Below are 25902 nucleotides of genomic sequence, written 5' to 3'. Positions count from 1 at the left end.
GTTCGCTTGCCCTTGCAAATGACGTCTCGCTGACGGCACCCTCGCGGCATGAACACCGAGACGGACCGGATCGGCACGCACGAGGCCGAGGAAGACGAGCGCAACGCGAACATCCTGATCTGGGTGAACGGCCGCCTGACCCCGCGGGCGGAGGCGACGGTCTCGGTCTACGATTCCGGCTTCATGCTGGGCGACGGCGTGTGGGAGGGGCTGCGGCTCTACGAAGGGCGCTGGACGTTCCTCGACGAGCATATCGCGCGCCTGTTCGAGGCGGCGAAGGCCATCGATCTCGATATCGGCATGACCCCCGATCAGGTGATGGACGCGCTGGAGGCGACGCGTGCGGCGAACGCGATGACGACCGACGCCCATGCCCGGCTGATGGTCACGCGGGGGGTGAAACGCCTGCCGTTCCAGCATCCGCGGCTTTCGACGCAAGGCCCGACGATGGTGATCATCATGGAACATTCGCGTCCGAGGATCCCACGGCCCGTCCGGCTCGCCACCGTGCCGCATCTTCGCGGCCTGCCGATGACGCAGGACCCGAAGCTGAACTCGCATTCCAAGCTCAACTGCATCCTCGCCTGCATCGCCGCCGAAAAGGCCGGCGCGGACGAGGCGCTGATGCTCGACGTGCACGGCTTCGTGAATACGACCAACGCCTGCAACTTCTTCATCGTGCGGCGCGGCGAGGTTTGGACCTCCACCGGCGATTACTGCATGAACGGCATCACCCGTCAGAAGGTGATCGACCTGTGCCGTGCCAACGGCATCCCGGTCTTCGAGCGCAACTTCTCGCTGGTGGATGCCTACGGGGCCGACGAGGCGTTCCTGACCGGCACGTTCGGCGCACAGACGCCGGTGGGCGAGATCGACGGCCGGGTGATCGGAACCGGCCGGATCGGCCCGGTGACGGAGCGATTGCGCGGATTCTACAAGACGCTCGTGATGCCCTGATCGAACCGCACGCAACCAAAAGGCGAAGCTTGTGCGATTTCGCACATAGTTACTTTAGATATCGCAATATCTGTTTATAAATAGTTTGGTCGGACACCGGACAGACGATCCCAGGGCGTGTCCGTTTGAGAGACCTCGCGTCGCGCTCTTGCCCCTTTCGGACCAAGAGCCTCCCATGACCAAGCTGCCGATCTGCCCGAACGGGCAGAACTGTCTTATCTACGCCATGTCCACGGAGGATCGCGACGCGATCGAGCCGCACCTGAAGATGACCGGGCTGGAGCAGCAGCAGGTGCTCGAAATCGCGAACGAGCCCATCGAGACGGTCTATTTCCCGACCTCGGGCATCGGCTCGATGATCGCGCTCGGCGGTCAGGGCCGCAAGATCGAGGTCGGCCTCTTCGGTCGCGACGGCATGTCCGGGACGGCCATCGTCATGGATACGGGTCAGTCGCCGCTGGAGATCGTCATGCAGGTCGGCGGGCAAGCTCTCGCGATCGAGGCCGAGCGGCTTCAGGAGCTGATGGAGGCGCGTTTCTCCATCCGTCGGACGTTTCTTCATTACGTCCAGATCCTGGCGACGCAAACGGCGCAGACGGCACTCTCGAACGGACAAAGCAAGCTGGAGGAGCGCCTCGCGCGCTGGCTGTTGATGTGCCACGACCGGATCGGCGGCGACCAACTGGAGCTGACCCACGACTTCCTGTCGATCATGCTGGGCGTCCGGCGGGCCGGGGTGACGGTCGGCACGCACCTGCTCGAGGGCAAGGGGCTGATCCGTGCGACCCGGGGCGTGATCCGGGTGCTCGACCGCGACGGCCTCGAGGAACTGGCCGAGGCGTCCTACGGCGTCCCGGAGCGGGAATACGAGCGGGTCATGGACTAGCGCCGCGATCCGTGAAGCGGCAGGTCGATCTCGAAGGTCGCGCCGGCGCCCGGTCGGACGCGGATCGTTCCGTCGAGCCGCTCGACCGTGGAGGTCACGATCGACATGCCCAGACCGGGATGACCGTCCAGCGCGAACCCTTCGGGCAGACCGGGGCCGTCGTCCCGGACGCGGAGGCGCAGGATCGTCGATCCGTCCCGAACCATGTCGACGGTAACCTCCACCGGCCCGTCGCCGTCATCGCCGTGCTTGACCGAATTGATCGCCAGCTCGGTCACGATGATGCCGATCTGCACCGCGGTCGCCGCGGGTGCCATTGCCTGAGCCGCATTGATCCGGATACGCGCGCCCGTCGTCGCCTCGATGTCGGATCGTATTCCCTCCAGATAAGTCGCCGCATCGACGTCCTCATCCGGCGCGAGGCGCGACAGCGCCCCGTGCAATCGTCCCATTGCCATCAACCGAAGCGACGCCGCCGTGAGCGCGGCCCGAGCGGAGGCCACGTCGTCGATCCTGCGGCTTTCGGCGCGCAACATCGCGGCCGCGAGTTGGAGGCTGTTGGCGAGGCGATGGTTCGACTCGGCCCGTTGCACCTCCTTGGAACGAGACGACATCGCGTCAGGCTTTTCAGATGCCCGACCGCCTTCACGAGCCGGGTCATGATCGGTCTCAAACATGGCAGGCGCACATCGCGGTAATGTCGAGGATGGCCTTACGGTATCAGAGAATTAACGCCCCAAAACGGTCTGTGCGTCACCGTACATTGGAAAGCCGTCGCGCACCGAGATCCGGTAAGACGATCAGGACGTCGTCGTGGGCAAACCCTTTGGGCCTTCGGCGAACGCGCAGGTCCCCGCGAGGGAGTCGGTAGGCCACGTGATGTGTTCGACGCGTCCGACGGGCCCTCGCCGGCGATGCGCCTACGATCCTGCGAGGCCCGTATCCGCGCGAAGAGACTGTCCAGGGCCCCGCAGGTTCTCGCGGATCCGTCGTCGTCGGACGCCGCCATTTGCCGACACGTCGCAACTTCGGTCGGGAACCCGCGTTGTCGCCACGTGGGCCGCGTGCGCCCGCGTCCCATGAGAAAGGCAATACATGACCGGCAAGACCATGTTCATCACCGGCGCCTCGAGCGGGATCGGCGCCGCGACCGCGCGGGCCGCCGTGAAGGCCGGCTGGAACGTCGGGCTTTTCGCGCGCAGCGCGGACAAGATAACGGCGCTGACCGAGGATTTGGGCGAGGCGGCGCTCGCCCTGCCCGGGGATGTCACCCGGCTCGACGAACAGCAGGACGCGTTGCAGCGCCTTGCGGACCGGTTCGGCGGCGTCGACGCCGCCTTCGCCAATGCCGGCACGGGACTGGAGGTGCCGGGCACCGAGAACGGCGACCCCGAGGCATGGCACCACCTCGTCCATATCAACATCCTGGGCGTGCTCTACACCGCCAAGGCCGCCCTGCCGCATCTGAAGCCGCGGAAGGGACACATGCTGATGACGGGGTCGGCCGCGGGCCGGCGCTCCATTGCCGGCTCCGTCTACGGCGCGTCGAAATGGTTCGTGCACGGCTACGGCGGCAACCTGGCGGAGGAGATGTCGGAATGGGGCGGCCGCTGCACGATCATCGCGCCGGGCATGGTCAACACGGGTTTCTTCGACGAGGAGAAACCCGACAAGATCCAGCCGGACGACATCGCGGAGGCGGTTCTCTACGCCGTCTCCACGAGCGACAAGGCTTCCGTGCGAGAGGTGTTCGTCATGCCCGCCTGACGCGCGGCGGGCGTTCCCGCCGCCCTCGGCCGGAATGCCCTCTTCGCCATGTATCCGAGCCAGGCGTCCTCCGGCCTGCAGGATCGTCGCAGCCTCAGCCGATGCGCGCCGCCGAAAGCGCGATGGCCTGCTGATAGACCGTCGCAGCGTTCCACTCATTCAGGATCCGGAAGTTCGTCGTGCCCTCCTGGAACGGCTGGCCGGGTTGCCAACCCTTCTGACGCAGGAAGTTCGCCGTCGAGGCGAGCGCGTCGGCCATGTCGTAGAAATCGACCCGCCCGTCGCCGTTGCCGTCCACCCCGTAGCGCAGCGCGTTGCCGGGCAGGAACTGCGTATGTCCGAGTTCCCCGTGCGCGGCGCCGTTCTGCTCGGGCGACAGCATGCCGCGATCGACCATCGACAGCGCGGCCAGCGCGTGCGGCGTGAAGAAGTCGCTGCGCCGGCAATCGTAGGCCACCGTCAGGATCGAGGAGACGACGTTCTCGGACCCCATGTTATTGCCGAAGCCCGTCTCCATCCCGTGGATCGCGAGCAGGATGCCGGCCGGCACGCCATAGCGCGCCTCGAGGTTCTGGAAGAAGGCACGATTCCGGTCGAGCCGCCGGTTCGCCTGCGCCGCGAACCCGTCGAGCGAGCCCAGACGGATGCGGATGAAGTCGTCCAGCGCGTAGTTCACGCCGGTCTGGTTACGGTCCGCCTTGATGGTCCGCGTGGCGTAGCGCGCGCCCGCGAGCGCCCGCAATCCGCGCTGGCCGATCCCGGCGGCGGCGGCCTCCTCACCGAATGCCCGCTTCCAGTTTTCCCATCCGCCGGCATCGTTGCCGCATTGAGCCGAAAGAGCTGGCGTGGCGGCGAAGGCAAGCAGGGCGGCGGCGCGGAAAAGCGGGGCGCGGAACATCGGGACGTCTCCTGGGAGGGGGGCAGGTCGGCGGGACCATAGGTCGCCCGCCCCCATACGGCAACAACGCCCCGGCGCTATCGGATAACGCGTGCAATCCGCTCGATCCTGTCCATGTCGAGCGAGCGGGCGAGGTGGTCGGCCAGCCGGTCGAGCGTGGCCTCGACCCCGGCGCCGTAATCGGTTGCGCGCATCGGGGCGCCCAGTCGGGCAAGAAAGGCTGCGCGGAACGCGTCGCCGGCGAAGAGCCCGTGGAGGTAGCAGCCCCGCACCCGTCCGTCCGGGCTCGAGGCGCCCACCCGTTCGCCCTCGACCTCGAGCCAGCCGCGCGCCGTGTCGGGGCCGGCGGTCTGCCCCATATGGATCTCGTAGCCGACGAGGTCGGCGCCGCTCGCCACATCGCGGGCGGCGACCCGCGCAAGGTGCTTCTTCGGGGCAAGCGCCGTGTCCACGTCGAGCAGGCCCAGCCCCAAGACCGTGGCGGGCGGCCCCTCGATGCCGTCCGGATCCGACAGGCTACGTCCGAGCATCTGGTAGCCGCCGCAGATGCCCAGCACGTGACCGCCGCGCCGGTGATGCGCCGTGAGGTCGATGTCCCAGCCGTTCGCGCGGAACGCTGCGAGATCCGCGATGGTCGATTTCGATCCGGGGATCAGGATCAGGTCGGCGACGGGCAGGGCGCGGCCGGGCGGGACGATCTCCACCGAAAGGGCGGGATCGGCGGAAAGCGGATCGAGGTCGTCGAAATTGGCGATCCGGCCCAGCTGGGGCACCGCGATGCGGAACGCGCCGTCGCGGGGGCGGGAGCGGATGTCCAGCACGTCCTCCGCCGGCAGGCGCCACGCCTCCTCGAACCACGGCACGATACCGAGTCCGGTCCAGCCGGTCCGCACGGTGATCTCCCGCATGCCGTCCGCGAAGAGCGTCGCGTCGCCGCGGAACTTGTTGACGAGGAATCCCTCGATCCGGGCGGCGTCGCCGGGGGCCAGGACCGCCTGCGTGCCGACGAGCTGCGCGATGACGCCGCCGCGGTCGATGTCGCCGGCGAGGATCACCGGCAGATCCGCCGCCCCGGCGAAGCCCATGTTCGCGATGTCGCCCGCGCGCAGGTTGATCTCCGCCGGGGAGCCGGCCCCCTCCACGATCACGAGGTCGCAATCCTCCGACAAGCGCCGGAAGCTCGCGAGACAAGCCTCCAGAAGGCGCGGCTTGAGCTTGGCGTAGTCCCGCGCCCGCACCGTCGCGAGCCGCTGGCCCTGCACCACGACCTGCGCGCCGATCTCGGTCTCGGGCTTCAGGAGGACAGGGTTCATGTCCACCCGCGGCTCCACCCCGCAGGCCAGCGCCTGCAACGCCTGCGCCCGGCCGATCTCCCCCCCGTCGGCGGTGACGGCGGCGTTGTTCGACATGTTCTGGGGCTTGAAGGGACGGACGCGCAGGCCCTGCCGGGCGAAGTGGCGGCAAAGACCCGCAACGAGCATCGACTTGCCCACGTTGGAGCCCGCGCCCTGAATCATCACCGCGCGCGTCACTCGCGACGTCCGGCCGGTCAGGTATCGGAGCGGGCGACGTCGCGCGCCGCCGTCGCGGCCGGATCACCGAGGGTCTGGGGCGCTTTCGCGACGGGAAAGCCCGCTTCTTCCATCAGCCGGTTCGAGGCGCGTTCGATCCGCTCCTCCAGCGTGCGCATGAAGGTTGTGCGGTTCAGTCCCGGCGGGATCGGCTCCAGAAACTCGACAACGGCCAGGCCGCGCTTCCGCAGCACGCCCCGCTTGGGCCAGAACAGCCCGACATTCGTCGCGACCGGCACGCAGGGCTGGCCGAGCTGCTCGTAGAGGACGAAGGTGCCGATCTTGTAGGGCGCGATCACCCCGGGGGCGACGCGCGTGCCCTGGGGATAGATCAGGAGCTGGCCGCGTTCCCGCCGCCCGGAGGTCACGTCGACCAGCATGCGCTTGATCGCCTCGGCCCGCTTGCCGCGATGGACGGGGATGCAGCCCAGGCGGATCGCGTACTGGCCCAGGACCGGCGCGTAGCGCAGGATCGACTTCATCACGAAGAAGCCGCGGGACAGCGCGTCCCACAGGACGAGGATGTCGAGGAAGCTCTGATGCTTCGCGGCCACGAGGACGGCGCCTTCGGGGGGGGTGCCGCGGACTTCGGTGCGCAGGCCGACGATGTGGTGCAGCATCCGGCGGACATGGCGGGCATAGGCGTCGCAGGCCGCCCGCGCGCCCCTCGGCGAGACGATCGCCCAAGGCGCGTAGACGATTCCGAGGATTGCCATCCAGACGTAGATCGCGAGGTTGAAGACGAGGGAGCGGATCAGCTGCATCCGCTTCCCTTACGCGAAGCGGCGGGATGCGCGAAAGACCGAGTTCGCGCCGAAGCCGCGTGGAAGCGACGGCGCGACATCCCGACGGGCGGTCAGGGTTGACACGACGGAGCCGATGAGGCGCGTTGGCGCAACGCTCGAGGTCCCCAATGCACATCATCTGCCCCAATTGCAGCGTCCAATACGAGATTGCCGACGATCTGATCCCGTCGAACGGCCGGGAGGTGCAATGCTCCAATTGCGGGCGGACGTGGTATCAGGACGGCGCCCCGATCGCGCGCACCGTTGCCGTCGGGGCCGCCCGGTCGCGCGACGCGGAAACCGAAGACCCGGATGTCGGGGCCTATTCCGACGACGGCGCGGAGGACGAGGATCAGCCCGAAGACGCGGACGCATTCGAGGACGAGGATCCGCCGGAAGAAGATGCGGCGGAGCGCGGGGGCGAGATGCCGCCCCCGGTGGCGCGTCCTTCGTCCAACGAGGCGATCTTGCGGGTCCTGCGGGAGGAGCGCGACCACGAGACGCAGCTTCGCCGGACGGGCGAAGGCCCGACGCGACCGGTGGCCGAGCCGACCGCCCCCGCGGTGGACGCGGCGCGCGAGCGGGCGGCCGCGGAACGGCGCCGCATGGCCGCCGCGGCCGAGCGCGCACGGGCGCGGGAGGGCGGCGGGCCGGCTCCGAAGGTTCGGCCGGAACCGCCACGCGCCCCCCGGCCCGACGCCGAGCCGCCCCGCATCATGCGGCGCGAGCTCCTGCCGGATATCGAGGAGATCAACTCGTCGCTGCGTCCGGACACTGCGGATGCAAATGCCGCGCGCGACGAGGGCGACGCCGGCACCGCCGGCGGATCGACCGGATTCTGGGGCGGTTTCCTTGCGGCCTGCGCCGTCGTCGGCCTGTTCGTGCTCGCCTATGCTTTCGCCGAGGACATCGCCGCGGCGCTTCCGGCCGCATCCGGCCCGCTTGCGGATTACGCCGCCTGGATCGATACGAAGCGGGCGGCCCTCGCGGACTGGGTGGAGGCGCTGACCGAACGGATCCTGTCGGAAACGTGAGCCGGTGCAGGCCGAAGGCCTTTCACGGCGGACACCGGATGAATGATCCGCCGCTGGCCTGCCTGGCGGCTTAGAATCGCTCGAGCAGACGGCGCAGGTAGTCGAGTTCCACTTGCGGGCGTTCGCGTTCGCCGGAGCGGCGGCGGATTTCGTCCATCAGGTCCTGCGCGCGGCGGGCCGCCTCGGGGCCCGTCAGGAAGCTTTCGTCGGTGCCGAGCTGCCCGCCCTCGCCGGACCTTCGGCCGAGCGGATCGCGGTCCGTGGCTTGGCCGTTCCGCGTCCCCCCCTGTCCCCGGCCCTCGCCGGGGTCTTCCTGCCGCTCGCCGGCCATCGCGCGACCGAGTTCCTGCATCCCGTCGCGCAGGGCGTCCATCGCCTGCGCCTGGTCGTCGAGCGCGCCGCCGAGGTTGTCCTGGGTCAGATCGCGCTCGGCATCCTCCATCGCATCCTCAGCCCGGCGGAGGGCCTCGCGCGCCGCGTCGCCGGCTTCCGTGCCCGCGCCGGGCAGGCCGTCGCGCAGCGTCTCGAGCCCTTCGCCGAGCGCGCGCTGCCGTTCGGCCAGCGAGCGGGCATCGGGTGCGTCGCCCTGTTCGCCATTCGCGCCGGGCTCCTCGGCCTGCTGGTCGCCGCCCGGCTGCCCCGGCTGCCCCTGACCGGGTTCACCCTGACCCTGCCGGCCCGGCTGGCCGTTCGAGCCGAACTGCTCCTGCAACTCGCGGAAGGCCTCGTCCGACAGGTCCTGCTGTTCGCGCAGCTGTTCGCGAAGCTGGTCCATCGCCTGTTCCCCCTGACCCTGACCCCCTTCGCCCTGACCTTGGCCCTGGGCGACCTGCATGTTCTCCATCATCTCCTGCAGCTGTCGCAGAAGCTCCTGCGCCTCGGCGGTGCGGCCCTGCTGCATCAGCTCCTCGATCCGCTGCATCATCTGGTCGAGCATGTCGGGCGTGACCTCCTGCATCTCGCCCCGCGCCTGCTGCTGTCCCTGCTCGCCTTGCTGCCCCGGCTGGGCGAGCTGCCGGGTGTAGTCGTCCATCGCCTGTCGCATCTCGGCCATCAGGCGCTCGATCTCCTCGGGGCCGGCGCCCTGACGGATGGCCTCGGACAGCCGGTCCTGCGCCTGCCGCAGCCGCTCGAGCGCGGAATCGAGCGAGTTCTCCTCGATGCGCAGGGCGGCCTGCCACAGCATCTCCGCGATCTCGTCCCGCGCCTCGACGGTGAGCTCGCCCCTGTCGAGGCGGCGGATCGCCATGCGGACGATGAGATAGGCGCTCGGATTGTCCCACGCGCCGTCTGCGCGCCACGTGATCGCGCGCAGGAGGCGCGCCGCGCGGGCGCGGTTCTCGCGCGTCCAGAGCAGGTCGCGGCGCTGCTCGATCAGGGCGGCGGCGACGGGGCTGTAGAACGGCCGGGCGGGGAGGATCATCGCCGCGACCGCCTTTCCGACCTGCCCGGCGCCGTCCCGCGCCCGCAGCGTGACCTCGACCGGCAGGCCGGCCAGCGGGTGCTTCGCGAGCTCGCCACGGAAGGTCTCGGCGAAGCCGGTCCGGTCCCCGGCGATGGGCAGCGACATCTCGAGCGTCAGCGGCTGGCGCGGCTCGGGCGCGGCGGCGAGCCCGTGTTCCAGATCGGGGGCGCCGGGGTCGAGCGCGATGGTCACATCGGCTCCGGTCACGCCGTAATCGTCCGAGGCACGCCAGGGCAGGGTGGTGACGTCGGGATGTTCGAACGCGACCGCGCCGTCGAGCGCGATTTCCGGCGGGGCATCCGGCGTCGCCGTCAGCGTCCAGACCGGCGCATCGTCGGGGCCGTCGATCGCGATCGTTCCCGACTGCGCGACGGTGAATTCCTGCAGCGGCTCGCTCGGTTGCGTCATGCTGCGCCCCGAGACCGTTTCCGACACCCCTAGCGCCCCGGCCTCGCCGTAAAGACGCAAGGTCACGCGCGTCCCCTCCGGCGCGGTGACCTCGCCCGGCTCAATGTCGTTCAGATAGAGCGTCGGCAATCCGGTATGGCGCGGCGGCTCGAGCCAGCCCTCCCAGGCGGGGCCTGTCGCGACCTGCCCGCCGACACCGGGCAGGTCCGGCAGGACCGGCGCCCGCCACAGGGTGCCGAAACCGACCGCGAGGGCGAGCAGGAGGATCGCCATGTAGCGCAGCGCGTAGGGATCGCGCCGCGCGACGCGCAGGTCTGGCGCCACCGCCCTCGCCCCGGTGAGACGCGCCGCCATGCGGGCCCGGTGCGCCGACCAGACCGCGGAAGCGCCGGCATCGCTGCCGCCCACCGCCATGCGGTCGGCGAGCGTCGACAGCGGCCGGCCGGGCAGCGTGGCGTCGAGCCGGGCGCGGGCCTCCTCGGCGGTGGGCGCGCGGAAGCCGCGCAGGCCCAGGATGACGAGCACGAGCGCGGCCAGGACAAGCGCCGCGATCAGGCTGAATTCCCACAGGTCGGGGACGAGGCCCGAAGTCCAGACCGCCGCCGCGAGCGTCGCCGCCGTCCAGGCGGGCCAGAAGGCATGGGTGATGCGTTCGGCCCAAAGGCCGAGGCGGGTCAGTCGGAGCTGACGTTGAACGGGTCGCAGATCTTCGGCCACGGGTGAGCCTCCGCCGGTGGTCGTCGCATCAATCTAGCCGTCCGGAAGCCACTGGGGAATGGCCTCGCGCGAAATCATCTCCTCGTAGCTCGGTCGCGGACGGATCACGGCCCAATCGGAGCCTTGCACGAGGACCTCCGGCACGAGCGGGCGGGCGTTGTATTCGCTGGCCATAACCGCGCCGTAGGCCCCCGCGCTGCGGAACGCGACGAGGTCGCGCGCCTTGATCTGCGGCATTTCGCGCGCCCGTGCGAAAGTGTCCCCCGTCTCGCAGACGGGGCCGACGATGTCGTAGGGGTGCGTCCCCACGCCGGGCTCGGGCTGGACAACCGTCACGATGTCGTGATGAGCACCATACATGGCCGGGCGGATCAGGTCGTTCATCGCCGCGTCGAGGATCAGGAAGTCCCGGCCCTCGCCTTCCTTCACGTAGATCGTGGAGGCGAGGAGCAGGCCGGCATTGCCCGCGATCAGGCGGCCCGGCTCGATCTCGATCTCGCAGCCGAGATGGCCGACCTCCTCGCGGATCACGGCGCCGTATTCCTGCGGGACCGGCGGGGCGAGGTTGGAACGGGCATAGGGGATGCCGAGGCCGCCGCCGAGATCGAGCCGGACGATGTCGTGGCCCTCCGCGCGCAAGGCCTCGGTCAGTCCGGCGACCTTGCGGTAGGCCTGCCGGAACGGGTCGAGATCGGTCAGCTGGCTGCCGATATGGACGTCGATGCCGACGGCACGCAGGCCGGGCAGGCGGGCGATCTCGGCATAGACCTCACGCGCGCGGCCGATGGGGATCCCGAACTTGTTCTCGGCGCGCCCCGTCGCGATCTTTTCGTGGGTTTTCGCGTCCACGTCCGGATTGACGCGCACGGTCACGGGAACCTCCACCCCCATCTCCGAAGCGACGCGGGAGAGGAGACGCATTTCCGGCTCGCTCTCGAGATTGATCTGCCGCACGCCGTCCGCGAGGACGTGGCGCATCTCGGCCTCCGTCTTGCCGACGCCCGAGAACACGATGCGTTCGCCCGGCACGCCCGCGGCCCGTGCGCGGCGGTATTCGCCCTCCGACACGACGTCCATGCCGGCGCCGGCATCCCCGAGCAGCTTCAGGATCGCCACGTTGCTCGCCGCCTTCACGGCGTAGCAGACGAGATGCGGCCCCCAGGCCAGCGCCTCGTCGAAGAGCCGGTAGTGCCGCAGGAGCGTCGCGGTCGAATAGACGTAGACCGGCGTGCCGACGGCGGCGGCGATCTCGGAAAGGGGCACGTCCTCGGCGTGAAGCATGCCGTCGCGGTAAAGGAAGTGGTCCATCGGCGGACGCTCCGGAATAGGGGCGGGTTCCTGTCGTTCGGTTGCGCCGTCTTAGCCAATGTCCCGCCCGGTGGGAACGGCGGGGGGGCGGCGGGCGTGTCTTCGGCCGGGAAGAAGGGGCGCGGCTCCCGCGACATGATGTGGCGACGCGATTGACGCATGCCGGGACGATCCCCATACCCGTTTTCGACCGAAGAACGGGAGAACGGGCGATGGCCGAGCAGATCGAACGCGAAGCGATGGATTACGACGTCGTGATCGTCGGCGCGGGACCGGCGGGGCTATCGGCGGCGATACGGCTGAAACAGCTCGACGCCGATCTGTCGGTGGTCGTGCTCGAGAAGGGTTCGGAAGTCGGCGCGCATATCCTGTCGGGCGCCGTGCTCGACCCGGTGGGGCTCGACGCGCTGATCCCGGACTGGAAGGCGAAGGGCGCGCCGCTCGACGTGCCGGTAAGCTCGGACAACTTCTACGTGCTGGGACACGAGGGGAAGGTCCGGGTGCCGAATCTGGCGATGCCGCCCCTGATGAACAATCACGGCAACTACGTCGTGTCGCTCGGCAACGTCTGCCGCTGGATGGCGGAAGAGGCCGAGGCGCTCGGCGTCGAGATCTTCCCCGGCATGTCCTGCACCGAGCTCGTCTGGGACGGCGACCGGGTGAAGGGCGTCGTGGCCGGCGAGTTCGGCCGCGCGTCCGACGGCACGCCGGGGCCGGGCTACGAGCCGGGGATGGAGCTCAACGGCAAGTACGTGATGCTGGGCGAGGGTGTGCGCGGGTCACTCTCGAAGCAGGCGATCGCACGCTTCGGCCTCGACGCCGATGCGGAGCCGCAGAAATACGGGCTCGGCATGAAGGAGATCTGGGAGATCGACCCGGCGAAGCACCGGCCGGGCCGGGTCGTGCACACGATGGGCTGGCCGCTGGGGCGAAATGCCGGGGGCGGGTCGTTCATCTACCACCTCGACAACAATCAGGTCTATGTCGGGTTCGTCGTCCACCTGAACTACCGGAACCCCTACGTGAACCCCTACCTCTCGTTCCAGCAGTTCAAGCACCATCCGATGGTGGCCGAGCTTCTGGAGGGCGGCAAGCGCGTGGCTTACGGGGCGCGGGCGATCTCCGAGGGGGGGTGGCAGTCGCTGCCGAAGACGGCGTTCCCCGGGGGCGTGCTGCTCGGGTGCGCGGCGGGCATGGTCAATGTGCCGCGCATCAAGGGCAATCACAACGCCATGCTCTCGGGCAAGGCGGCGGCGGAAGCCGCGCATGCGGCGATCGGCGCCGGGCGGTCGGGAGATGTGCTGGAGGAGTACGACACCGAGGTGCGGACCGGGCCGATCGGTCGCGACCTGAAGCGGGTGCGCAACGTGAAGCCGCTCTGGTCGAATTACGGCCTCGCCGCGTCGATGGCCGTGGGCGGCGCGTCGATGTGGATGAACAACGTCCTCGGGCGGTCCTTCTACACCCACAAGCATGGCAAGTCCGACGCGGAAAGCACGGAGCCCGCCGCGAAGCACAAGCCGATCGACTATCCCAAGCCCGACGGCAAGCTGAGCTTCGACCGGCTCACCAACGTCGCCTTCTCCTTCACCAACCACGAGGAGAGCCAGCCGTCGCACCTGAAGCTGAAGGACCCGGACGTGCCGGTGGCGGTCGACCTCGGGACTTATGCCGGGCCGAGCAGCCGCTACTGCCCGGCCGGGGTCTACGAGTTCGTGGGCGAGGGGGACGACGCGCGCTTCGTGATCAACTTCCAGAACTGCGTCCACTGCAAGACCTGCGACATCAAGGATCCGGCGCAGAACATCGTCTGGACCCCGCCGCAGGGCGGCGACGGGCCGAACTACCCGAACATGTGACCGGATCCCGCGGCGGCGGCGGCGGGGCCGTCGTTGCATCCACGGGCGGCGCGCCCTAGCTTCCGTGGAACCGCGTTTCGGGAGTCCGCCTCATGCTTCGTCCGCTTCTTCTGTCCGCCGCAATCCTCGTGCCGTTCGGCGCGCAGGCGCAGGGTGTGGCCGGGCCGTATCTCGCGGCGCGGATCGCCGGCTTCACGAACGACTACGTCGCGGCGAGCGAGTATTACGCGCAGTTGATCCGGCGCGACGACAGCAACGCGCAGGCGCTCGAGAACGCGATCATCATCAATTCCGTTCTCGGCGAGTTCGGCGAAGCGGCGGAGATCGCCGAGGATCTCGAGGCGCTGGACCAGCGCAGCCAGTTCGCATCCGGTGCGAAGCTGGTGCAGGCGCTTCTGGAGGAGCGTTTCGACGACGCGCAAACCCTGCTTGATCAGGAGGAGGGGGTCGGCGGTGCGCTGCTCGACGGGCTTCTCCGCGCATGGATCGCGATCGCGGCGGGCGAGACGACGGCCGGCCTGGCGCAGTTCGACACGCTTGCGGAGACCGAGAGCTTCGCACCCTTCGCCTGGACGCAGAAGGCCTACGCGCTGGCCATGGCGGGCGACTTCGAGGGGGCCGACGAGATCCTGTCGGGGCGCGCGCGTGGGCCCCTGCCGGCGAACGTGCGGGTGATCGAGGCGCACGCGCAGGTTCTGGTGCAGCTCGACCGGCAGGCGGACGCGCTCGACCTTCTCGAACAGGCGAACGATGCGGCGAACGCGCCGGTGCTGCAGGACCTGCAGGCGCGGATCGAGGCGGAGGAGGACGTGGCCTACGACGTCGTGACCTCGCCCCGCGAGGGCTTGGCGGCGGCATATTTCACGCTGGCACTCTTGCTGGCTGAGGACTCGTCGACGACCTTCACGCTTCTGAACGCCCGCGCCGCGACCGCGCTGCGGCCGAACGAATCCGACGCGCTGATCCTGACGGCGGAACTGCTCGAGAGCCAGGGCCAGCACGATCTGGCCGCGTCGGTCCTGACCGGTGTGCCGCGCGACGACCCGGCCTTCTTCGGAGCGGAGATCGCGCGGGCCGACATCCTGCTCGCCTCCGATCAGGAGGATGCGGCGATCGAGGTGCTCCGCGCGCTTTCACGCTCGAACGCGGATCGGAAGGAGGTCTGGTCGGCCTATGCCGACGCCCTCCGCCGCGTCGAGCGGCCCGCCGACGCGGTCGCGGCCTACGACCGGGCGATCGAGCTCGATGGCGGCGACGCCTCGGAGAACTGGTTCCTGTTCTTCGCCCGAGGCACGGCACGCGAGCAGTTGGGTGGCTGGGATGCGGCGGAGGCGGACTTCCGCCGCGCCCTCGAACTCAACCCCGAGCAGCCGAACGTGCTCAACTATCTCGGCTACGGTCTGGTGGAGCAGCGGACCGATCTCGACGAGGCGCTGACGCTGATCGAGCAGGCCGTGGAGGCGCGGCCGAACGATGGCTACATCACGGACTCGCTCGGCTGGGCCCTGTACCGGCTCGGCCGGTTCGATGAGGCGGTGGAGCCAATGGAACGCGCGGCCATGCTGGAACCGCTCGATCCGTTGATCAACGATCATCTCGGCGACGTGCTTTGGGTCGTGGACCGCAAGCGCGAGGCGGAGTTTCAGTGGCGCCGGGCCCTGAGCCTCGATCCCGAGGAGGAGGTCGACCGTATCCGGCGCAAGCTGGAGGTCGGTCTGGACCGGGTCGTCGAGGAAGAAGGCCGTGCGGATGCCGTCGAGGCCGCCCGGGATTGACGTGCCGGTCCGGGGACTGGCGCCCGCGAAGGTCAACCTGACGCTGCATGTCACCGGCCGCCGTGCGGACGGCTACCATCTTCTCGACAGTCTGGTGGCGTTCGCCGATATCGGCGACCTCGTCACGGTGGCGGCGGGCGACGGGCTCGTGGTGACCGGACCCTTCGCGGCGGGCGTGCCCACCGACGACGGCAACCTGATCCGCCGCGCCCTGCAACTGGGCGGTCTGCGGCGGGCGGTGACGCTGGAGAAGCGCCTGCCGCATCCGGCGGGTCTCGGTGGCGGCTCCTCGGATGCGGCGACCGTCCTGTCGCTGGCCGGCGCCACGCTCTTGATCGCCGATCTCCTGTCGCTCGGGGCGGACGTGCCCGTCTGCGCGACGGCGCGCGCGGCGCGGATGCGCGGGGTGGGGGAGGATGTCGTTCCGCTCGTCCTGCCACCTCTGCCGGCGGTGCTCGTCAATCCGTGCTTCGCGGTCTCCACCCCGTCGGTCTTTCGTGCCCTCGATCACGTCGGGAATGCCGGGCATGGCGCGGTGCCACCCTTTTCGGACACGGACGCCGCCCTGAGCTGGCTTGCGGCGCAGCGGAACGACCTGGAGACCGCCGCGATGAGGGTCGCCCCCGGTATCGGCGGCGTTCTCGACGCGATCCGGGAAACCGGGGCGCAGGTGACGCGGATGTCCGGATCCGGCGCGACGTGCTTCGGCCTTTATTCCACGCAGGCCGCGGCGGGCACGGCCGCTGCGGCGCTGGAGCGCGACGGATGGTGGGTGCGGGCCTGTACCCTGCGCTGACGCGTCAGCTTGCCCGCTCGACCACGAAATCGGCCAGGTCGGCCAGCATTCCGCGCAGTTCGCTATCGGGCAGTGCCGCCAGCGCGTCCTTCGCGCGGTCGCGCCACGTCAACGCTTCGAGACGCGTCGCCTCCAGCGTGCCATGTCTCTCGACGATGGCCTGCGCGCGAGCAAAATCGTCCGATCGGCCACGCTCGATCGCGTCACGCCAGAAAGCGCGCTCCGCCTCGTCGGCCAGCGGCAGGGCACGGATCACGGGGAGCGTCAGCTTGCCCTCGCGGAAATCGTCGCCGAGATTCTTGCCCGTTCCCTCGCCCGCACCGCCGTAATCGAGCCAGTCGTCGAGGATCTGGAACGCGATGCCGAGCGCGTCGCCATAGGCCGCGAGTGCCCGGACCTCGGTTTCCGTCGCACCGGCCAGGACGCCGCCGACCTCGCAGGCCGCCTCGAACAGGGCGGCGGTCTTGCCACGCACGACCGTCAGATAGGTCGCCTCGGTCGTCTCGAGATTGCGCGCCGCCGAAAGCTGCAGCACTTCGCCCTCCGCGATCGTCGCGGCCGCACCCGACAGGATGTCGAGGACGCGCAGGCTCCCTGTCTCGACCATGAGCTGAAAGCTGCGTGCGAAGAGATAGTCGCCGACAAGCACGCTCGACTGGTTGTCCCAGAGCAGGTTCGCGGTCGGCCGGCCCCGGCGCTGCGCGCTCTCGTCGACCACGTCGTCGTGCAGGAGGGTGGCGGTATGAATGAACTCGACCGTCGCGGCGAGCTTGACGTGATCGTCGCCCCCGTAACCGCAAAGCCGCGCCGCCGCGAGGGTCAGAAGCGGCCGCACCCGCTTGCCCCCCGCCCCGACCAGATGGGCGGTGACCTCCGGGATGCGGGGCGCGTTCTCCGACGCCATGCGCACACGGATCAGCCGGTCCACGCCGGCCAGATCGTCGGCGAGGCGTGCAGAAAGCCGCTCGAGCGGGTTGAGATGGATATCGTCTGCCATCGACCCCTCCAATGGCGAATCCCGCAAGGCTCGACAAGCCCGTGTGCCGTGCCTAGCTGTCGCGCGATGAAGGAACTGCTGCGCACCAACGATCCGACGATCCTCGCCTTCGCGTCGGCGTTGCTCGAAGGGGAGGGGATCGACTGCTTCGTGCTCGACGCGAACATATCGGTTCTCGAAGGGTCGATCGGAATCCTGCCTCGCCGGATGATGGTGGCCGGGCGGGATCTGTTCGTTGCGCGGGCGGTCATGCGGGACAACGGCGTTTCGGTTTCCGCCTGAAATCAGTCTACTCACGCATTTTTCATTAAGTTTATTCAAAAATTCTGCAACATTCCGCCGGTCTCAGGGATTTGTGATGACAGCGCCACGGATCCTGTGGTGCTGTTCGAGTATCCAATCCCAGGAGAATGCCATGTCGCTCACGTCACACCTCTCGGCGCTGCAGAAGAAGCATGAGATCCTTTCCCAGCAGGTGGAGGCGGAAGCCCGAAGCCCGGCTGTCGACAGCGTCGCTCTGACGGAGATGAAGAAGCGAAAACTCGCGATCAAGCAGGAGATCGCGAAGCTGAACGCGATGGCGCATTAAGGCGACGAAGGAACGGTCCGATGGAAGGGAAGGCCCGCCCCTTGGGCGGGCCTTCCGCGTTTTCCGGGCGCCGACAAGGCGACCGCTCGATTCAGTGCAGGTATTGTCCGCCGTTGGCCGAAAGCGTCGAGCCGGTGATGAAGCCCGCCTGATCGGAGGTGAGGAACGCGACGGCGCGGGCGATCTCCTCGGGTTCGCCCAATCGGCCCACGGGAATCTGCGGCAGGATCACTTCGTTCATGACCTTGTCGGGAATCGTGCTCATCATCTCGGTGTTGATGTAGCCCGGCGCGACCACGTTCACGGTGATCCCGGCCCGCGCCCCCTCCTGGGCGAGCGCCTTGGTGAAGCCGATGTCGCCGGCCTTGGCGGCGGCATAGTTGGCCTGTGCGAACTGGCCCTTCTGTCCGTTGATCGAGCTGATCGTGACGATGCGCCCGAACTTGCGCTCGCGCATTCCGGTCCAGACGTTGTGGGTCATGTTGAAGACACCCGAAAGGTTCGTGTCGATGACCTCGGACCATTGCTCCGGCGTCATCTTGTGGAACGGGGCGTCGCGGGTGATCCCGGCATTGTTGACGAGGATCTCGACGGGTCCGAGATCGGCCGTCACCTGCGCGACGCCGTCCTTGCAGGCGGCATAGTCGGCGACGTTCCACTTGTAGGTCCGGATGCCGGTCTCCTCGGTGAAGGCCTGGGCCTTCTCGTCGTTGCCGGCGTAGGTCGCGGCCACCGTGCAGCCGGCCTCCTGCAGGGCTCGGCTCACGGCGGCGCCGATGCCGCGAGAGCCGCCTGTGACGATTGCGATACGGGACATGATGTTCTCCTCCTCTATCAGATCCGGGTGTAAGCGTCGCGCCAGGCGAGGCCGTCCTCGCGTCCCTGCGTCCAGGCGCGGGCGGGCAGGTCGGGATCGGTGAAGTCGAGCTTGGCGCCCGGCAACACATCCTCGGTCGGTTCGACATAGGTGATGCGGCCGTCCTCGTCGTTGGGCAACGCGTGGAACCGCTTCGTCAGGAGGACGAGCGTCGGGCCGCGGTCGGGATGGGGCAGGGGCGCCTTGTCGACCATTCCCCCGTCGAAGACGGACTCGCCCTCCCATTCGTCGGGACGGAAGGCCGGGGGAACCGTGGCGGCCATGCGGATGAGATCGACGAGCGTGCCGTCGCGCGCCGCCCGGTTCGCGTCGATCAGACGCTTCTCCATGCCGGTAATGGCCGACAGGCGGGGGCGCGGGATCGGCGCGAACATCTGTTCGACCTCGTAGATCGCCCCGCTGGCGAGCGCCCGCAGGACCGGCGCCGCCGCGCCGCCGGGCGTGGAGACCGAGATCTGGAAGGCGGGTCCGTCGGCGATGCGGTCCCGGGCGTCCCGATCGATCACGTCGGAGACGATGGATTCGTATATCCGCTGATGGGGGGTCAGGCCGTGATCGTCGTCCAGGTCGTCCAGCGCGACGTTCGCGGCCTGCCCGTGCAACGCGCGTGTGAAGCGCTCGAGCAGCGCCTTCTCCCGGTCGGCGAGCCAGACCGCCGCCGAAAGCGCCCCGCCCGAACTGCCGGTGACCCGGGCGGGCTTGAGGGTGAAGCTCTCCTTCACCGCCGCCATCCAGCCGCCGTGCCAGAAACACCGCAGGCCGCCGCCGGAGAAGACGACCTGCTCGAAGGGGAGGGACGCGTCGGACATGTGCACGGACCGGGCGCGCGCCCGGTCCCTCCGTCGGATCAGGGACGCTCGACGCACATGGCGACGCCCATGCCGCCGCCGATGCAGAGCGTGGCGAGACCCTTCTTCGCGCCGCGACGCTTCATCTCGAAGAGCAGCGTGTTGAGCACGCGGGCGCCCGAGGCGCCGATCGGGTGGCCGATGGCGATGGCGCCGCCGTTCACGTTCACGATCGACGGGTCCCAGCCCATGTCCTTGTTCACGGCGCAGGCCTGCGCGGCGAAAGCCTCGTTGGCCTCGACGAGGTCGAGGTCGTCGACCTTCCAGCCCGCCTTGTCGAGCGCCCGGCGCGATGCGTAGATCGGACCCACGCCCATCACCTTCGGGTCGAGCCCGGCGGTCGCGTAGCTCACGATGCGGGCGAGCGGCTCGATGCCACGTTTCTCCGCCTCCTCGACCGACATCAGGAGCGTGGCGGCCGCCCCGTCGTTGAGGCCGGAGGCGTTCGCGGCCGTGACCGAGCCGTCCTTGCTGAAGGCCGGGCGCAGTTTCTGCATCGCCTCCATGTTCGCGCCGTGGCGGATGTATTCGTCCTGATCCACCACCGTCTCGCCCTTGCGGGTCTTGACGGTGAAGCCCACGATCTCGTCCTTGAAGCGGCCGTCCTTCTGGGCGGCCTCGGCCTTGTTCTGGCTCGCGACGGCGAACTCGTCCTGCTGATCGCGGCTGATCTGCCACTTCTCGGCGACGTTCTCGGCGGTGCTGCCCATGTGGTAGTCGTTGAACGCGTCCCAGAGGCCGTCGGTGATCATCGTGTCGACGAGCTTCATGTTGCCCATCTTCTGGCCCTGACGGATGGTCTGGGCGTGCGGGGCGAGCGACATGCTTTCCTGCCCGCCCGCGACGATGATCGCGGCGTCGCCGAGTTGGATATGCTGGGCGCCGAGCGCGACGGCCTTGAGGCCCGAGCCGCAGACCTGGTTGATGCCCCAGGCGGCGGATTCCTCGGGCAGGCCGGCCAGGATATGCGCCTGCCGCGCCGGGTTCTGGCCCTGCGCGGCGGTCAGGACCTGACCCAGGATGGTTTCCGACACCTCGGACTTGTCGACGCCGGCGCGGGCGACGACCTCCTCGATCACGGCGGCGCCGAGCTCGTGGGCGGGGGTGTTGGCGAAGGCGCCGAGGAACGAACCGACGGGGGTGCGGGCGGCCGAGGCGATCACGACATTGGTCATGGCAGACATCCTTTCACGGGTGCCGCCGGTGCGCGGAACGGGCCTCCCCAACCTGCGCCCGTGCGGCGATCCCGTCCTGCCTAGCGCGAGCGGGTGGAAAGGGTAAACAGCGAAGATGGCGGAGACGTGCCGAAAGCGCCGCCCGTCCCGGCGCCCCGCGGGTGGCTTCAGCCGGCCTGCCCCGCGCGGCGCGCCTTCACCGGCGGCAGCCAGGCGGGCTTCACCTCGGGCGCGCCGTAGTAATAGCCCTGCATGCAGTCGATCCCCGCATTGACGAGGAACGCCGCCTCGGCCTGCGTTTCGACCGCCTCGGCGACGGTGAACATGTCGAACTGCTCGCCGATGGAAATAAGCGCGCCGAGGATGCACTGGTTGTCGGCATCGGTATCGCAATCGCGTACGAAGCATCGATCGATCTTGATGACGTCGAAGCAGAACTCCTTGAGGTGCCGGAACGAGGTCTGGCCCGCCCCGAAATTGTCGAGGGCGAAGGTGATCCCCTTCGGCTGCAGCTCGTTCATGAACGTCTTGACCAGTTCGGGCACCTGCATGACCGATCCCTCGTTCATCTCGAGGATCAGCCGCTCTGAAACGGTCTCGTCCTCTTTAAGCCACCGCTTCAGGGTCTGGAGCCATTTCGGGTAGCCGATCGAACGCGCCGACATGTTGATCGACAGGCGCAGGTCCGGGGTCCGGGCCAGCGCGCCGAGGCCGCAGCGCAGGGTGGCGCAATCAATCTCGCGGCCGAGCTCCTGCGTCTCGACGACGTCCATGAACTGCCCCGCCGGGATGATCCGGTCCTTTTCGTCGAGCACGCGGATCAGCCCCTCGTAGAAGGCGGGCTTGCCGTTCGCCGCGCCGATCACCGGCTGGTAGGCGAGCAGGACGTTGCTGTCCTCGAGCGCCTCGCGCACCATCTGCAGGGTGGACTTGTCCCGCTCGCGGACGGCGAAGGTCAGCGGGTCTTCCAGACCGGGCTCGGAAACAACGGATTGCGGCATGGCTCTACCTCCGGGAACGGTCCGGCAGGTCGCATGACCGACGTTACGGCGCCGTTAAACGCCCCCGCGGCCGCCCGCGGAATACGCGGCGCTTTTGCCGACAAGGCCGTTCAAAGGTGACGGGATCGGGACGCGTCCGATCCGGAGGCTCACTCGATCGCGATCTCGCGCCGGAACGATCCGTCCGGCCCGAACAGGAGGGCGCGGCCGTCCGTCGTCGTCACGAGCCAGAAACCGGGCGCCTGCGTCACCGCGAGGATCGACGCGTCGCCAGGCATGTCGAGCGCCTCCGGCACCTGAACCGTCGCACCGGGCAGGCGCGTGACAAGGAGCGCGACGACGGTTATCAACCCCGCGATCATCACCGCCGTCAGGATCGTGACGAGAAGCCTGAGAAACCGCAGGTTCGGCGGCTCCGGGGGGTTCATGTCAGACACGATCGTCACCTTCGCCATCGCGGCCGATCCGCCGCCGCGCCTCGATAAGGCAATCGCGCGCGACGTGCCAGCCGAGGCGCATCTGAGCCGTTCGCGGCTCGCCCGCCTCCTCGCTGACGGGGTCGTGACCGTGAACGGCATGCCGGCCTCCGCCCGCGACCGGGTAAGCCCGGGCGACGCGATCGAGGTCCGGATCCCCGTCGCGGACGACCCCGAAACGCGGCCCGAGGCGATCCCCCTGCGCATCCTGCACGAGGACGCAGACCTCATCGTCATCGACAAGCCCGCCGGCATGGTCGTCCATCCCGCGCCGGGCAGCCCCGGTGGGACGCTGGTCAACGCGCTGCTTCATCATTTCGGCGGCGATCTGTCGGGCGTGGGGGGCGAACGTCGGCCCGGGATCGTGCATCGGATCGACAAGGACACGAGCGGACTTCTGGTCGTCGCCAAGTCCGACGCGGCGCATCACGGGCTGGCCGCGCAATTCGAGACGCACAGCGTCGAGCGGCGATACCTCGCCATTTGCCACGGCGTTCCCGAGGCCGGCGATCCGCGCCTGCGGGGCACGCGGGGCGTCAGCTGGGAAGCGGGCGACACGCTGAAGATCACGACCCGGCTCGCGCGGCACCGGACCGACCGGCAGCGGCAGGCGGTGACCTGGGACGGTGGGCGCCATGCGGTGACGCGCGCCCGCGTCCTGTGTTCGATGGAGCGCGCCGCGCTTCTCGAATGCCGGTTGGAGACCGGGCGGACGCATCAGATCCGCGTGCATCTGGCCCATGTCGGCCACGCCCTGATCGGCGACCCCGTCTATGGCGGTCACCGGCGGCTGCCGCGCGGCCATCCAGCGGCGCATGCCGTGGAAGCGTTCCCGCGACAGGCGCTCCACGCGGCCACGCTGGGGTTCGTCCACCCGATTTCCGGCGACACCACGCGATTCGAATCGCCGATGCCCGATGATATGGAGGCTTTGCTGGCCGCGCTTGCAGCGTAATCTCGTGCAACCGGCCGCATCCCAAGGGCGTTAGAATCTCGTCAGGAACTTCTGTGCATGGTCACACATTCGGCCCGCCCTCTTGGGCCTGTCCGAGCGCCGGTAAGCAGGATATGTAGGTCTGAACTTTGAAGGAGATTGGGGCAAGGGCCTCAATATCTTGATTTTCATGCCGCTTGCACCCATCTGCGGGCGGAAAGGTGTTAAAACCGTTAACATGAGGGAGCGCAAATATGGCTGCGACCTATGCGAATCTGCCGGCCCCCAACCCCGAAGCGGGGCTGAACCGTTACCTGCAGGAAATCCGCAAGTTTCCGATGCTGGAACCGGAAGAGGAGTACATGCTGGCCAAGCGCTGGGTCGAGGAGGGCGATACCGAGGCCGCGCACAAGATGGTCACCTCCCACCTGCGCCTCGCCGCTAAGATCGCGATGGGCTATCGCGGCTACGGTCTGCCGCAGGCCGAGGTCATCTCCGAGGCGAATGTGGGCCTGATGCAGGCCGTCAAGAAGTTCGACCCGGAGAAGGGCTTTCGGCTGGCGACCTACGCGATGTGGTGGATCCGCGCCGCGATTCAGGAATACGTCCTGCGGTCCTGGTCGATGGTCAAGCTCGGCACGACGAGCGCGCAGAAGAAGCTGTTCTTCAACCTTCGCAAGGCGAAGAACCGGATCGGCGCGCTCGAGGAGGGCGATCTGCGTCCCGAGAATGTGCAGCGCATCGCCACCGATCTCGGCGTGACCGAGGATGAAGTGACGTCGATGAACCGGCGGATGTCGGGCGGCGACGCCTCGCTCAACGTCATGGTCGGCTCGGACGGGGACTCGACGACGCAGTGGCAGGACTGGCTGGCCGACGATGGTGCGGACCAGGCGAGCGATTATGCCGAGCGCGACGAGTACGAGAACCGGATCGGCCTCATGGCCGAGGCGATGGCGGTCCTCAACGATCGTGAAAAGGACATCCTGACCCAGCGGCGCCTGAACGAGGAGACGGTGACGCTCGAGGATCTGTCCGCCAAGTATGGCGTCAGCCGCGAGCGCATCCGGCAGATCGAGGTCCGGGCGTTCGAAAAGCTGTCGAAACGCGTGCGCGAGCTTGCGCGTCAGAACGGCGTCGTTCCGGCCTGACGCAAGACGAGGGGGATCGAGGATGGCCGGTGGCTGGACGCGCGACGGGGCGGTGAGCGAGCAGATCGAGGCGTCGATCGCCGACGAGCTCGCGCGCCTCAAGGCCCGGCGCGGCCCGCTGGGCGAAAGCCTGACGCATTGCGCCGAATGCGAGGAGCCGATCCCCGAGGCGCGGCGACAGGCCATTCCGGGCGTGAAGCTCTGCGTCGATTGCGCGGGGCAGCGCGACACCCGCGCGGGGCCTCGCGGCGGGATCAACCGCCGCGGCAGCAAGGACAGCCAGCTCAAGTAGGGCTGGCGGCGGGCCTTGCTTCCCGAGGGTGGCGTCACCAGTGTGGCGCCGACCAACGGGGGACGAGCGCATGACGATCAGATGGGGCATACTGGGCGCGTCGAACTTCGCGCGGCGGGAGATGGGACCGGCGATCCATGCGTCGCAGGGCCATGTTCTCGCCGCGCTCGCGACGCGGAGCCCCGACAAGGCCGCGCCCTTCGAGGCGCTCGTTCCGGGTCTCGGGATCCACGACAGCTACGACGCCCTGCTGGCCGACCCGGAGATCGACGCGGTCTACGTGCCGCTGCCTCACACGATGCACGTCGAGTGGGGCGTCAAGGCGCTCGAGGCGGGCAAGCATGTTCTGGTGGAGAAGCCGGTGGCGATGCGGGCCGAGGACATCGCGCCGCTGATCGAGGCACGCGACCGGACCGGGCTCGTGGCGTCCGAGGGCTACATGATCGTCCACCATCCGCAATGGCAGCTCGCCCGGCAGCTCCTCGACGACGGCGCGGTCGGGCGTCTGCGCCATGTCGAAGGCGTGTTCAGTTACGACAATTCGGGCGACCCGCAGAACATCCGCAACCTCGCCGCGACGGGCGGCGGCGCGCTGCCCGATATCGGCGTCTACACCTACGGTTCGACCCGCTGGGCCACGCGGTCGGAGCCGATCCGGATCACCCATGCCGATATCGAGTGGGAGGATGGATGCGACGTGCTCGCGCGGGTTTCCGCGCGCTTCGAGGGGTTCACGGCGCATTGGGTCAATTCGATGCGTCTGCTGCCGGAGCAGTTCATGCTGTTCCACGGCGACAAGGGCCTGATCCGCCTGACCGCGCCCTTCAACGCCGGACGTTTCAAGGAGGCGGCGGTGGAATGGCGCGGCACGGACGGCGTGATCCACCACCGTGCCTGGCCGGGCGAGAACCAGTACGTGCGCCAAGTCGAGGCGTTCGGGGCGGCGATCCGGGGCGAGGCCGCGTTTCCGTGGGCGCTGGAGGACGCGCGCGGAACACAGGCGGTCATCGACGCCGCCTACGCGGCCGCCGGCGGCCGCCCCGGCTGAGGATGGCGCGAGCCGCCGCCCCGGGTCGGACAGGCCCGCTCCAATGGATCCGTGGACAACGCCAGCGGATCAGCGCGACGCGAGGGGACAGGTGGTCCCGGCCGTGGGTGGGGGCGTTAGGTATGACGCAGGGCGGAACACAGGTTCGAAGCGCCCTGACCTCATCCCTGTATCTTTCGGGATCGACCGGCGTGGGTCGCCGGACGGCACCTCCCTGCCAGACGGTGTCGTCCGCCATACGAAAAAAGGGCGCGGGTTGGATGCCCGCGCCCCTCTCCTGTTCGATCC

General features: G+C 68.8%; 25 protein-coding genes. 13 read left to right on the top strand and 12 right to left on the bottom strand.

All coding sequences use genetic code 11. The features are described 5' to 3' along the window. Window positions 1-48: 48 nt before the first annotated feature. Window positions 49-957, top strand: a complete 909-nt coding sequence (locus tag Q1B08_RS03235; RefSeq protein WP_299814585.1) for a D-amino acid aminotransferase — start codon at window positions 49-51, stop codon at window positions 955-957. A gap of 175 nt (window positions 958-1132) precedes the next feature. Continuing rightward, window positions 1133-1843 (top strand): Crp/Fnr family transcriptional regulator, encoded by a 711-nt coding sequence (locus Q1B08_RS03230; RefSeq protein WP_299814584.1) that lies wholly within the window; start codon window positions 1133-1135, stop codon window positions 1841-1843. On the opposite strand, the gene Q1B08_RS03225 is transcribed toward Q1B08_RS03230, so the two are convergent. Then, window positions 1840-2457 (bottom strand): sensor histidine kinase, encoded by a 618-nt coding sequence (locus tag Q1B08_RS03225; protein WP_299814582.1) that lies wholly within the window; start codon window positions 2455-2457, stop codon window positions 1840-1842. The two genes, Q1B08_RS03230 and Q1B08_RS03225, sit on opposite strands and share 4 nt — an antisense overlap. A gap of 481 nt (window positions 2458-2938) precedes the next feature. On the opposite strand from Q1B08_RS03225, the gene Q1B08_RS03220 reads away from it, so the two are divergent. After that, window positions 2939-3610: an SDR family oxidoreductase gene (locus Q1B08_RS03220; RefSeq protein WP_299814580.1), complete on the top strand. Its 672-nt coding sequence runs from the start codon at window positions 2939-2941 to the stop codon at window positions 3608-3610. 94 nt (window positions 3611-3704) lie between these two features. On the opposite strand, the gene Q1B08_RS03215 is transcribed toward Q1B08_RS03220, so the two are convergent. From Q1B08_RS03215 to Q1B08_RS03205, 3 genes are all read right to left on the bottom strand, one after another. After that, window positions 3705-4508 carry a lytic murein transglycosylase gene (locus Q1B08_RS03215; RefSeq protein ID WP_299814577.1) on the bottom strand — a complete coding sequence of 268 codons (804 nt, stop codon included), beginning with the start codon at window positions 4506-4508 and terminating at the stop codon, window positions 3705-3707. Window positions 4509-4585: 77 nt separating this feature from the next. Beyond that, window positions 4586-6040: a cobyric acid synthase gene (locus Q1B08_RS03210; protein ID WP_299814574.1), complete on the bottom strand. Its 1455-nt coding sequence runs from the start codon at window positions 6038-6040 to the stop codon at window positions 4586-4588. Between the two features lie 17 nt (window positions 6041-6057). Continuing rightward, complete coding sequence (locus Q1B08_RS03205; RefSeq protein ID WP_299814571.1) at window positions 6058-6843, bottom strand: lysophospholipid acyltransferase family protein; 786 nt, start codon at window positions 6841-6843, stop codon at window positions 6058-6060. A 149-nt stretch (window positions 6844-6992) separates the two neighbouring features. Here Q1B08_RS03205 and Q1B08_RS03200 point away from each other — a divergent pair, with 149 nt between their 5' ends. Next, complete coding sequence (locus tag Q1B08_RS03200) at window positions 6993-7898, top strand: zinc-ribbon domain-containing protein (RefSeq protein ID WP_299814568.1); 906 nt, start codon at window positions 6993-6995, stop codon at window positions 7896-7898. A 70-nt stretch (window positions 7899-7968) separates the two neighbouring features. On the opposite strand, the gene Q1B08_RS03195 is transcribed toward Q1B08_RS03200, so the two are convergent. Together Q1B08_RS03195 and lysA are read right to left on the bottom strand one after the other, a co-directional pair. Continuing rightward, entirely contained in the window at window positions 7969-10488 is a 2520-nt protein-coding gene (locus Q1B08_RS03195; RefSeq protein WP_299814565.1) for a TIGR02302 family protein, read from the bottom strand. 33 nt (window positions 10489-10521) lie between these two features. After that, window positions 10522-11796 (bottom strand): diaminopimelate decarboxylase, encoded by a 1275-nt coding sequence (gene lysA / locus Q1B08_RS03190; RefSeq protein ID WP_299814562.1) that lies wholly within the window; start codon window positions 11794-11796, stop codon window positions 10522-10524. Between the two features lie 212 nt (window positions 11797-12008). Here lysA and Q1B08_RS03185 point away from each other — a divergent pair, with 212 nt between their 5' ends. The 3 genes from Q1B08_RS03185 to Q1B08_RS03175 all read left to right on the top strand — a co-directional run bounded on the left by Q1B08_RS03185 (window position 12009) and on the right by Q1B08_RS03175 (window position 16226). Next, entirely contained in the window at window positions 12009-13655 is a 1647-nt protein-coding gene (locus tag Q1B08_RS03185; protein ID WP_299814560.1) for an electron transfer flavoprotein-ubiquinone oxidoreductase, read from the top strand. Between the two features lie 92 nt (window positions 13656-13747). Continuing rightward, window positions 13748-15430, top strand: a complete 1683-nt coding sequence (locus Q1B08_RS03180) for a tetratricopeptide repeat protein (RefSeq protein ID WP_299814557.1) — start codon at window positions 13748-13750, stop codon at window positions 15428-15430. Between the two features lies 1 nt (window position 15431). After that, the gene (locus Q1B08_RS03175) at window positions 15432-16226 is read left to right on the top strand and encodes a 4-(cytidine 5'-diphospho)-2-C-methyl-D-erythritol kinase (RefSeq protein ID WP_299814554.1); all 795 of its coding nucleotides are present in this window, start codon (window positions 15432-15434) and stop codon (window positions 16224-16226) included. 4 nt (window positions 16227-16230) lie between these two features. Here Q1B08_RS03175 and Q1B08_RS03170 read toward each other — a convergent pair whose 3' ends face one another. Further along, complete coding sequence (locus Q1B08_RS03170; protein ID WP_299814551.1) at window positions 16231-17223, bottom strand: polyprenyl synthetase family protein; 993 nt, start codon at window positions 17221-17223, stop codon at window positions 16231-16233. Between the two features lie 66 nt (window positions 17224-17289). Here Q1B08_RS03170 and Q1B08_RS03165 point away from each other — a divergent pair, with 66 nt between their 5' ends. Together Q1B08_RS03165 and Q1B08_RS03160 are read left to right on the top strand one after the other, a co-directional pair. Continuing rightward, complete coding sequence (locus Q1B08_RS03165; protein WP_299814548.1) at window positions 17290-17505, top strand: DUF2007 domain-containing protein; 216 nt, start codon at window positions 17290-17292, stop codon at window positions 17503-17505. A gap of 133 nt (window positions 17506-17638) precedes the next feature. Beyond that, window positions 17639-17812: a DUF465 domain-containing protein gene (locus tag Q1B08_RS03160; RefSeq protein WP_299814545.1), complete on the top strand. Its 174-nt coding sequence runs from the start codon at window positions 17639-17641 to the stop codon at window positions 17810-17812. A 91-nt stretch (window positions 17813-17903) separates the two neighbouring features. Here Q1B08_RS03160 and phbB read toward each other — a convergent pair whose 3' ends face one another. The 5 genes from phbB to Q1B08_RS03135 all read right to left on the bottom strand — a co-directional run bounded on the left by phbB (window position 17904) and on the right by Q1B08_RS03135 (window position 22141). After that, on the bottom strand, window positions 17904-18629 hold the full coding sequence (gene phbB / locus Q1B08_RS03155) for an acetoacetyl-CoA reductase (protein WP_299814542.1): 726 nt from the start codon (window positions 18627-18629) through the stop codon (window positions 17904-17906). 17 nt (window positions 18630-18646) lie between these two features. Further along, window positions 18647-19498, bottom strand: coding sequence for a patatin-like phospholipase family protein (locus Q1B08_RS03150; RefSeq protein ID WP_299814539.1), 852 nt, complete (start codon window positions 19496-19498; stop codon window positions 18647-18649). A 38-nt stretch (window positions 19499-19536) separates the two neighbouring features. Then, on the bottom strand, window positions 19537-20712 hold the full coding sequence (locus Q1B08_RS03145) for an acetyl-CoA C-acetyltransferase (protein ID WP_299814536.1): 1176 nt from the start codon (window positions 20710-20712) through the stop codon (window positions 19537-19539). Between the two features lie 167 nt (window positions 20713-20879). Next, window positions 20880-21713 carry an EAL domain-containing protein gene (locus Q1B08_RS03140; RefSeq protein ID WP_299814533.1) on the bottom strand — a complete coding sequence of 278 codons (834 nt, stop codon included), beginning with the start codon at window positions 21711-21713 and terminating at the stop codon, window positions 20880-20882. A gap of 149 nt (window positions 21714-21862) precedes the next feature. Then, window positions 21863-22141 (bottom strand): DUF6476 family protein, encoded by a 279-nt coding sequence (locus tag Q1B08_RS03135; protein WP_299814915.1) that lies wholly within the window; start codon window positions 22139-22141, stop codon window positions 21863-21865. Here Q1B08_RS03135 and Q1B08_RS03130 point away from each other — a divergent pair. The 4 genes from Q1B08_RS03130 (at window position 22140) to Q1B08_RS03115 (ending at window position 25614) form a co-directional block, all read left to right on the top strand. Beyond that, the gene (locus Q1B08_RS03130) at window positions 22140-23144 is read left to right on the top strand and encodes an RluA family pseudouridine synthase (protein ID WP_299814531.1); all 1005 of its coding nucleotides are present in this window, start codon (window positions 22140-22142) and stop codon (window positions 23142-23144) included. The genes Q1B08_RS03135 and Q1B08_RS03130 overlap by 2 nt on opposite strands. A gap of 233 nt (window positions 23145-23377) precedes the next feature. Further along, window positions 23378-24274, top strand: coding sequence for an RNA polymerase sigma factor RpoH (gene rpoH, locus Q1B08_RS03125; protein WP_299814528.1), 897 nt, complete (start codon window positions 23378-23380; stop codon window positions 24272-24274). Window positions 24275-24296: 22 nt separating this feature from the next. Further along, window positions 24297-24566: a DksA/TraR family C4-type zinc finger protein gene (locus Q1B08_RS03120; RefSeq protein ID WP_299814525.1), complete on the top strand. Its 270-nt coding sequence runs from the start codon at window positions 24297-24299 to the stop codon at window positions 24564-24566. Window positions 24567-24636: 70 nt separating this feature from the next. After that, window positions 24637-25614 carry a Gfo/Idh/MocA family oxidoreductase gene (locus Q1B08_RS03115; RefSeq protein ID WP_299814522.1) on the top strand — a complete coding sequence of 326 codons (978 nt, stop codon included), beginning with the start codon at window positions 24637-24639 and terminating at the stop codon, window positions 25612-25614. Window positions 25615-25902: the final 288 nt, after the last annotated feature.

Source organism: uncultured Jannaschia sp., assembly GCF_947494025.1.
Classification (GTDB): domain Bacteria; phylum Pseudomonadota; class Alphaproteobacteria; order Rhodobacterales; family Rhodobacteraceae; genus Jannaschia.
The sequence above is the reverse complement of the archived record's forward strand: the minus strand, read 5'-3'. Positions and strand labels throughout refer to the sequence as shown.

Coding starts and splice junctions, on each gene's coding strand:
- Q1B08_RS03235 (WP_299814585.1), top strand. CDS start 49: ATGAACACCGAGACGGACCGGATCGGCACGCACGAGGCCGAGGAAGAC.
- Q1B08_RS03230 (WP_299814584.1), top strand. CDS start 1,133: ATGACCAAGCTGCCGATCTGCCCGAACGGGCAGAACTGTCTTATCTAC.
- Q1B08_RS03225 (WP_299814582.1), bottom strand. CDS start 2,457: ATGTCGTCTCGTTCCAAGGAGGTGCAACGGGCCGAGTCGAACCATCGC.
- Q1B08_RS03220 (WP_299814580.1), top strand. CDS start 2,939: ATGACCGGCAAGACCATGTTCATCACCGGCGCCTCGAGCGGGATCGGC.
- Q1B08_RS03215 (WP_299814577.1), bottom strand. CDS start 4,508: ATGTTCCGCGCCCCGCTTTTCCGCGCCGCCGCCCTGCTTGCCTTCGCC.
- Q1B08_RS03205 (WP_299814571.1), bottom strand. CDS start 6,843: ATGCAGCTGATCCGCTCCCTCGTCTTCAACCTCGCGATCTACGTCTGG.
- Q1B08_RS03200 (WP_299814568.1), top strand. CDS start 6,993: ATGCACATCATCTGCCCCAATTGCAGCGTCCAATACGAGATTGCCGAC.
- lysA (WP_299814562.1), bottom strand. CDS start 11,796: ATGGACCACTTCCTTTACCGCGACGGCATGCTTCACGCCGAGGACGTG.
- Q1B08_RS03185 (WP_299814560.1), top strand. CDS start 12,009: ATGGCCGAGCAGATCGAACGCGAAGCGATGGATTACGACGTCGTGATC.
- Q1B08_RS03180 (WP_299814557.1), top strand. CDS start 13,748: ATGCTTCGTCCGCTTCTTCTGTCCGCCGCAATCCTCGTGCCGTTCGGC.
- Q1B08_RS03170 (WP_299814551.1), bottom strand. CDS start 17,223: ATGGCAGACGATATCCATCTCAACCCGCTCGAGCGGCTTTCTGCACGC.
- Q1B08_RS03165 (WP_299814548.1), top strand. CDS start 17,290: ATGAAGGAACTGCTGCGCACCAACGATCCGACGATCCTCGCCTTCGCG.
- Q1B08_RS03160 (WP_299814545.1), top strand. CDS start 17,639: ATGTCGCTCACGTCACACCTCTCGGCGCTGCAGAAGAAGCATGAGATC.
- phbB (WP_299814542.1), bottom strand. CDS start 18,629: ATGTCCCGTATCGCAATCGTCACAGGCGGCTCTCGCGGCATCGGCGCC.
- Q1B08_RS03150 (WP_299814539.1), bottom strand. CDS start 19,498: ATGTCCGACGCGTCCCTCCCCTTCGAGCAGGTCGTCTTCTCCGGCGGC.
- Q1B08_RS03145 (WP_299814536.1), bottom strand. CDS start 20,712: ATGACCAATGTCGTGATCGCCTCGGCCGCCCGCACCCCCGTCGGTTCG.
- Q1B08_RS03140 (WP_299814533.1), bottom strand. CDS start 21,713: ATGCCGCAATCCGTTGTTTCCGAGCCCGGTCTGGAAGACCCGCTGACC.
- Q1B08_RS03130 (WP_299814531.1), top strand. CDS start 22,140: ATGTCAGACACGATCGTCACCTTCGCCATCGCGGCCGATCCGCCGCCG.
- Q1B08_RS03135 (WP_299814915.1), bottom strand. CDS start 22,141: ATGAACCCCCCGGAGCCGCCGAACCTGCGGTTTCTCAGGCTTCTCGTC.
- rpoH (WP_299814528.1), top strand. CDS start 23,378: ATGGCTGCGACCTATGCGAATCTGCCGGCCCCCAACCCCGAAGCGGGG.
- Q1B08_RS03120 (WP_299814525.1), top strand. CDS start 24,297: ATGGCCGGTGGCTGGACGCGCGACGGGGCGGTGAGCGAGCAGATCGAG.
- Q1B08_RS03115 (WP_299814522.1), top strand. CDS start 24,637: ATGACGATCAGATGGGGCATACTGGGCGCGTCGAACTTCGCGCGGCGG.